The following is a 7,278-nucleotide window of genomic DNA, read 5'->3' as shown; positions in this document are numbered from 1 at the left end:
TATTTCCATGCGGGTAACAGTACCGTGGTGCGGCTGACCAATGAGGGTGTGGGCAGCCGGTATCTTTTTGCCGACGCCATCATGGTGTGCAACAGCAACCGCGCGGCTTGGTCCTTGAGCAGTTTGCCCGAATCGCGGCGCCACGAGGGGCGAGGCACCGGCCTGGCGGTGAGTAGCTACCCCAATCCGTTTCACACGAGCACCGCCATCGCGGTGGAAGGTGCCTCAACTCCCGGAACATCGCTGTACATCGTAGATGTGCGGGGGAGGTGCGTGGCTCAGCTGCGAGCGGCTGTGACAGGAGCAGGGCGTTTGATGACGCAGTTCGATGGCCGCGACCTGCCCAGCGGGGTTTACTTCTGCCTGCTCGGGGAAGGGCGTGACAAGAGTGTGGCGCACAAGATAGTGCTGCTGAGGTAAGGGTCGTGCAGCGGGCTGACACCAGGCTCATCAAGAAGCTCAACGAGATTCGTGTCTTGCACTTGTTGCGAGACCACAGCCCCATTTCGCGCAATGAGCTGGCGCGGCGGGCGCACATTTCCAAGGTGGCCGCCTCTGACATCGTGGCGCGGCTGGACCGGGCCGGCTTTATCATCACGGTTGGCAAAGGGGAAACCACACGGCGAGGAGGAAAACCCCCCATTCTCCTGAAGCTCAATCCGGAGAGCGGCTACGTGGTAGGCATTGAGATCAAACGACACCGGTCGCTGGTCGCATTGGGCAATGTGGAATCCAGGGTGCTGGGGTGTGAGCAGGTGACCTACGCTGCAGAGGCGCAGATGGAAGAGGCACTCGGCGCGATCTTTCAGGCTGTCGACAGTCTCCTGCACAGACATGGGGTCCCCTCGGAGCGCTTCGTCAGTATCGGCATTGCCATCCCTGGGATCGTGGACTACCGCAACGGCAGATTGAGCTTCGCCGACACGCTGCGCGGGTGGGCACACAAGCCTCTGGCGGAGCGTTTTGCCCAGCGGTATCGGGTGCCAGTGGTGATTGAGAACGACGTGAACGTCATGGCCTTGGGGGAGAATCTCCTGGGCGCCGGCAGGGGCGTGGAGAATATGGTCTGCCTCTGGATTGGGGAAGGCATCGGCGCGGGGATCATCGTGGACGGCCAGTTGGTGCGAGGTGAGGCAGGTAACGCAGGGGAGATCGGCTACCTGGAAGTGGGACATCTGCTGTCCGAGTCCGGGCGCATGCCCCGACTCTATGCGGGGCAACGCTTCTTCGGTGACCTGCTTGCTGAACATAATCTGGTCGCTGCCTTGAGAAAAGAACTGGCAGGCTCGATACCTCAGGAGACGGCGGGGGAGATCGACCTCGCGTCGTTGCTCAAAGCGGGCGACATGGGTGAGCCCCACGTGCGGGTATGCTTAGATGAGTACGCGTACGGACTCGCCGCGCTGTGCATGACGGTGGTCAAGACGTTGAATCCCACGCTGATTGTGTTGTCCGGGAGAGTAGTAGACCATTCAGCCTATCTCATCACCAGAGTGCGTGCTATTCTGGTGGAAGAAATGGCGAACATACCTTTCCGCGCGAGTACGGTGGCCGTGGGGGAGCTCAAAGGGGAGGCGGGCATAAGAGGCGCCATCGCCTTGGCACTGCTGAGCATTTTCGAGCCGCCGATGGTGGTGAGTCGCAACCACCAGCAATTGCAAATGGCCAAATTTTGTTCTTGACTTTTTGCTGATTGTGTGTTATACTGATGTGCATCTGGCGCGGAGTTCATCGGACGTGGTCTTGTACACAGAAAGGAGGTGATTTGCAGGAAGGTAGTTGGGGTACCGACCAGTCGAACGAGTGAGAAAGGAGGTGAAAGGAGAAAAAGGGTTCCGGCGAAGCATTTCTCTGGGGCGCCAAGAAGGGGGAAACAAACGCATGTGGGTTTCTCTCCTGTCCAATTGAGGAGGCAGTATGAGGAGGGTGCTATCCGTTGTACTGCTGATGGTCGTGGCAGCCGGGGCCGCGTTTGCTGGCAAAGAGCTCACCACGGTCTGGGAGCGCAATGTTGCCACGGGTACTTTGCCACCGTGGTTCGACACGGCAGGCCACTTTACGCGCGGCTTTGACTACGGCAAAGTCGACGGGCACGACCGTCTGTATGTGGTGAGTCGCTTTGGTGGAAGCTTCATTTACGTTCTTGACGCGGTCACCGGCGACTCACTGGGCATGCTGGACAACAGGGGAATCTCCGGTGGCACCTACGCCGTCTCTGACGTGGGTGTTTCCGCGGACGGCAAGATCTACGTGTGCAACCTGGCCCTGGGGGGTACGTTCAAGGTCTACGTGTACAACACAGAGGCCGACTCACCGAAGGTGGCAATCACCTACGACGCTACCGGTAAGAGACTGGGTGACAAGATCACCGTGACCGGTTCTGCGGCGGACAACTCGCTTGTCATCTGGGCAGCATCTGCCAACTCCAACTACGTGGTCAAGTTTACCACGGCCGATAGCGGGGCGACCTTCACGGCATCAGAGCTTGACATAGGCAATACCGGCGGCAGTGCCTCAGTGGGGCCATTGCCGGACGGGAGTTTCTATTGGAATGCCGGCGGCAAAAGCGCCATGAAGTTCACGGCCGAGGGTGTGCCCATTGGCACGGTACCCGGCAGCGTGGTGGCGACCGGCTCCAATGCCATTCGCTACATTGGCACTGATGGCAGGGACGAATTCTTCGTCACCTTCCAGTTCGGCGCCGGCAACGAAAACGCACGGGTGGTGAGGGTTCCGGGTGGTGACGTGGCTGCGGCGGAGACCTACTCGCTTACTCCGCCCTTGGGCACCAACGCTAACCCCAACGGCACGGGAGACGTGGCGGTGCAGAACCTGGGCGGCGGAAAATACCGCATCTATGTGCTCGGCACCAACAACGGGCTCGGCGCTTACGATGTGGACACCAACTTCCTGAAGGGCGTCTACTACGTCGGCGCACCGGGGACCCGGCCTGGTGGTGGCGATCCGGACTTTGCCTCGCTCAAGGCGGCCTGTGACGCGGTCAACCAGCGCCTAATCATGGGCAACTGCACGTTCTTCGTCACCAGCGATTTGACCGAGCCGGTGAACGTGGCGCTGGGGGTGGACCCTGCTCCGTACACGATCACCTTCAAGCCCGCACCTGGTGTCACGCCGACGATCACGTTCACGCAGAGCACCGACTCGCCGGGCTTTTCTGGAGCATGGGTCATTGGCGCCAGGGACTTGAGCACCACGGCCGGGCTGGTGAGGACCACCAACATCCTCATCGACGGCAGCAATCAGGAAGGCGGCACGACCAGGGACATGCTGGTGACCACCGCCCCCACGGCGCACGGCAATGCCACGCCTCTGCGCCTCGTTGGCGATGTGAACAACACGGTGGTCAAGAACTTGAAGGTGGTGACGCAGCAGAACGTGACCTACGGGGTGTTGCTCACCTATCGCTACGACAGCGTATTAGGTAGATTCTTCCTCCCCGACACGGTCACCGTGGAAAACTGCGAGATCATCAACAAGCTGAAGGCCAGTGCACAAGGTCTGGCAGTCTCGACCTTCGGCACTCCTGGAGCAGGGATCACTCCGGAGTCGATGAAGGGCATTGTGTTCAAGGGCAACAGGATCGAGGCCAGGACCCGCGGCATCTTCCTGAACTGGGCGGGGAACACGGACATCATTGGCAACGAGATCTACGTGAACCAGACAGATGCCGGCTACATGAGTTTTGGCATCTTCGGGTACACGATCGCAGATCCTGCCAATGTCCTCAACATCTACAACAACAAGATCGTGCTGCTGTCGACGGCCAACAACAACTCTGGAGATTACGGGATCATCGGCATCCACTGCGGCAGCAGGGGCACGTACAACGTGTACAACAACTTCATCACCGGGTTCGACGCCACCACCACCGCACCCAATCCGAGCCTGAAAATGGTGGGTATCCGCCTTGCCACTCCAGGGGTGGTGTCCAATGTGTTCCACAACACCATCTACCTGCGCAATTTGGGCATCGTTCCTGGGACTGGCGTAGTGTTGTACACGGGCTTGGAAATCGCCGACGGCATTAACACGGTCAAGAACAACATCGTCTACGTTGCTGAGGGCGATTTCAAGACCTATGCCATCTATCGTAGCGGCACCGCTGGCACCTTGGATGTCAACTACAACAACTACTACGTGGCAGACACCACCAACGCTCGCACCGGCTTTTGGAACGGCACGGACGCCACCACGTTGGAGGCCTGGCAAGCGCTGTCGGGGCTGGACTCCAATTCGGTGGCCAAGGCCGTGGAGCTGGTGAGCGAGACGGACCTGCATCTGACGGGTGCCTCGGTAGGCGACTTCGAGCTGGCAGGGACGCCTATTGCTTCCGTCACGACAGACATCGATGGCGATCCCAGGTCGGCCACCTACCCCTACATGGGTGCGGACGAGGGTGCAGTCGAATTGCAGCCGCCCACCCACCCTCTCACTGTGGCAGAGGCGCGGGTCGACGCCGATGGTGACTTGCGGCCAGACCTTCTTGGGCAGGAAGTGACCCTGCGCGGTGTCATCAACTCGCCCAACTTTGGCACGCGGGCGCAGTACTACATGCAGGATCCCGGGAGTGCCGGCATTGTCCTCTACTCAGGCACGGTGAGCCTCAACCTGAAGGTGGGCGACCTGGTAGAGGTCAAGGGCAAGATCGACCAGTACCGCGGTATCACCGAGATCGTGCCGGCCTCAGCCAGTGACGTGACGGTGGTAGATAGCGGCATAGTGCTGACGCCCAAGCTGATCACCATCCCCGAGCTCAATGAGGAGAATGAGGCGCTGCTGGTCCAGCTCAACAACGTCTGGATCGTCAATCCTGAGGCCTGGCCTCCGGAGGGCCAGAACAGCAGCAGCACAAACAGGGTGCTGGTCACGGACGGCGTGGATACCACCTACATCTTCATCGACAAAGAGACCGACTTGGATGGGTGGACGCCGCCAACCGGCCCGATGAACCTCATCGCCCTGTGTGACCAGTACACCACCTCGGCGACTCGGTACGACGATGGCTACTCGCTGCGTGGGCGGTTCCGGGAAGACTTTATGCCGCTTCCGCCCGTGGTTTATGAACTCCCCATCTTCGAAGGCGCCACCAACGGCACTTTTGACCTGAATTGGGAGTTCAACGCCACCACTGGTCCCTCGACGCTGACCATTGCCGACTCCACGGGGAGTTCCTGGGGAAGCCACGTATTGGTCTTCACCGACTCGGGCTATACAGGCATCGCGCACGTGAAGAACGCGCTTTTCAAGGACTACACCATTTCGGCGGACATCTACCTGGTCGGCCCGCCTGATCCGGTCTTTCCACTGTACACCGGGTTGGCGATCAAGTCGGCGCATGACGAGCTAAAGTTCTACCGGGTGGTGTTCCGCAACTCCACGGCCAGCGACAACGGCCAGATCCGCCTGCAGGGGTACGATGGCGCCAACTGGCACATCAGCAAGTACTGGAACCCCGGGGTGGACTTTCCGGCGCTGCAGACCGGGTGGCACAACTTCAAGGTCACGGTGATCGGCAACCTGTTCTGGGTGTGGATCGATGGCATGCTGTTGCCTGGATGTCCGTACGCGGACACGAATCCATTCTTGACCGAAGGTTACCCGGGCATCTACGTCTACAATGCCACACCCGGCACAGTAATCTTTGACAATTTCTCGGTCACCGAACCGGTGGTACCGGTGGAACCGGCCACCCAGCTCACGCCCTTGTGGGCGAAGACCCAGGCTGCCGGCACACTGCCTGCCTATTTCGCGCCCGCCAATTACACCCGCGGCATGGCCTACGGCAAGGTGAACGGCAACGACCGGCTCTATGTGGTGACGCGCTCTGGCACGCCGCATCGTGTGGTAATCTACGACGCGTTTAGCGGCGACAGCCTCGGCGTGATGGAGGCGCCGCAGCCACCCGTGGGCTTTTTCCCGGTCAACGCGGTGGATGTGTCAGACGACGGCGTCATCTTCGTGTGCAACATGACGCTGGACGCCGCGGCCACACCGTTTACCGTGTACCGTTGGGATAGCGAGACGGCTACACCGACGACGGCGATCAGCTACACCGGGACCACGGGCCGCATGGGCGACATGATCAGCGTCTACGGGAAGGCGAGTGACAACACGCTGACCATTTATGCGGGCGTGGCCAACAGCGACCGCTACGTCAAGTTCACCACCTCGGACAACGGCCAGACGTTCACGGCTGAGGTCATCACTTTGGGCTCCGGCGGCTCTTTCAGCACCTTGCCGAACATCGCCCAAACCCCTGACGGGTCCGTCTACGTCAAGTCGTACGGGAGGCCGTTGGTGCACTTGCGTGCGGACGGGTCGGTGATCGACACTGTTGCCACCACGGTGTTCCCAACCGGCGTGAGCAAGATCAAGTACTTCGAGCACGGCAAGCACAAGGCAGTCGTTGGGTACATCCCCGACCTGCCCGGTGAAGGGAATGCCGAGAAGCTGATCGTGGTGGATGTTGCTTGGGGCGATGAGTTAGCGCGCCAAGTTGCCTTCTCGCCGTCCATCGGTCGGGCCTCCAACCTCAACGGCACGGGTTCGGTGGATGTGGCGCCGGTCGACGGCAACACGATCATCTACTACATCATGGGCACCAACAATGGCCTGGCAGCGTTCTCGAACAATCCGAACTTTGTGGTACAGCGCCTGGATACGCTGTTCTACGGCAATACCCCAACTCTGGCGCCGAATCCATATGGCTCCGGGTGGATCGCAGGTACGAACAGCTATGGCGACATCGGCAAGTACCAGCGGTTCGATTTCAAGACCGGTGACGAGCTCTTCGGCTTCCGCTACTACTTTGCCTACAAGGAGGTCGTCGACACGCCGGACACCCTGACGCTGGTGGTCAAGACCGTTGCCGCCAACGGGGCGCCGGATTCGCTGCTGGCCTCACTGGTGACCACCACGGATGTGTTGGACACCACCGGCGCAGGCAACCTGTTCTTCCTCAGTGCGCCGCTGCGCGTCACGGGCCCGGTGTTCATTGGCTTTGAGTGGCCGGCCACGGCCAACGACGCCTTTGCCATTTTCATGGACAAGGACGGTGAGGGCAATGGTGCCAACAGGGCGTGGGAGCGCTTCGGTGACGGCTCCTACAACGACTTTGGCACCACGCTCAACCCAACCTTCTCTTGGGGCATAGACGTCGACCTGTGGATTGCAGCCTACTACAAGAAGGCCATCGAGGTCTCTGTGGAAGAGCTCGGTGCCGCACTTCCGACCAAGTTCGAATTGACGCAGAACTAC

General features: G+C 60.2%; 3 protein-coding genes. All 3 read left to right on the top strand.

Annotation, left to right across the window (positions count from 1 at the left end; translation table 11 throughout):
• Positions 1-420: T9SS type A sorting domain-containing protein (locus H5U38_00025; protein MBC7185397.1), on the top strand; the 420-nt coding region annotated here is incomplete at its 5' end.
• Positions 421-425: 5 nt separating this feature from the next.
• Complete coding sequence (locus H5U38_00020) at positions 426-1,682, top strand: ROK family transcriptional regulator (protein MBC7185396.1); 1,257 nt, start codon at positions 426-428, stop codon at positions 1,680-1,682.
• A 235-nt stretch (positions 1,683-1,917) separates the two neighbouring features.
• Positions 1,918-7,278 (top strand): hypothetical protein (locus H5U38_00015; GenBank protein ID MBC7185395.1); only part of this gene is annotated, 5,361 nt, incomplete at its 3' end.

It is taken from the genome of Calditrichota bacterium (assembly GCA_014359355.1).
GTDB lineage: Bacteria > Zhuqueibacterota > Zhuqueibacteria > JANLFK01 > Oleimicrobiaceae > Oleimicrobium.
This window is presented reverse-complemented; position numbering and strand designations above follow the sequence as displayed.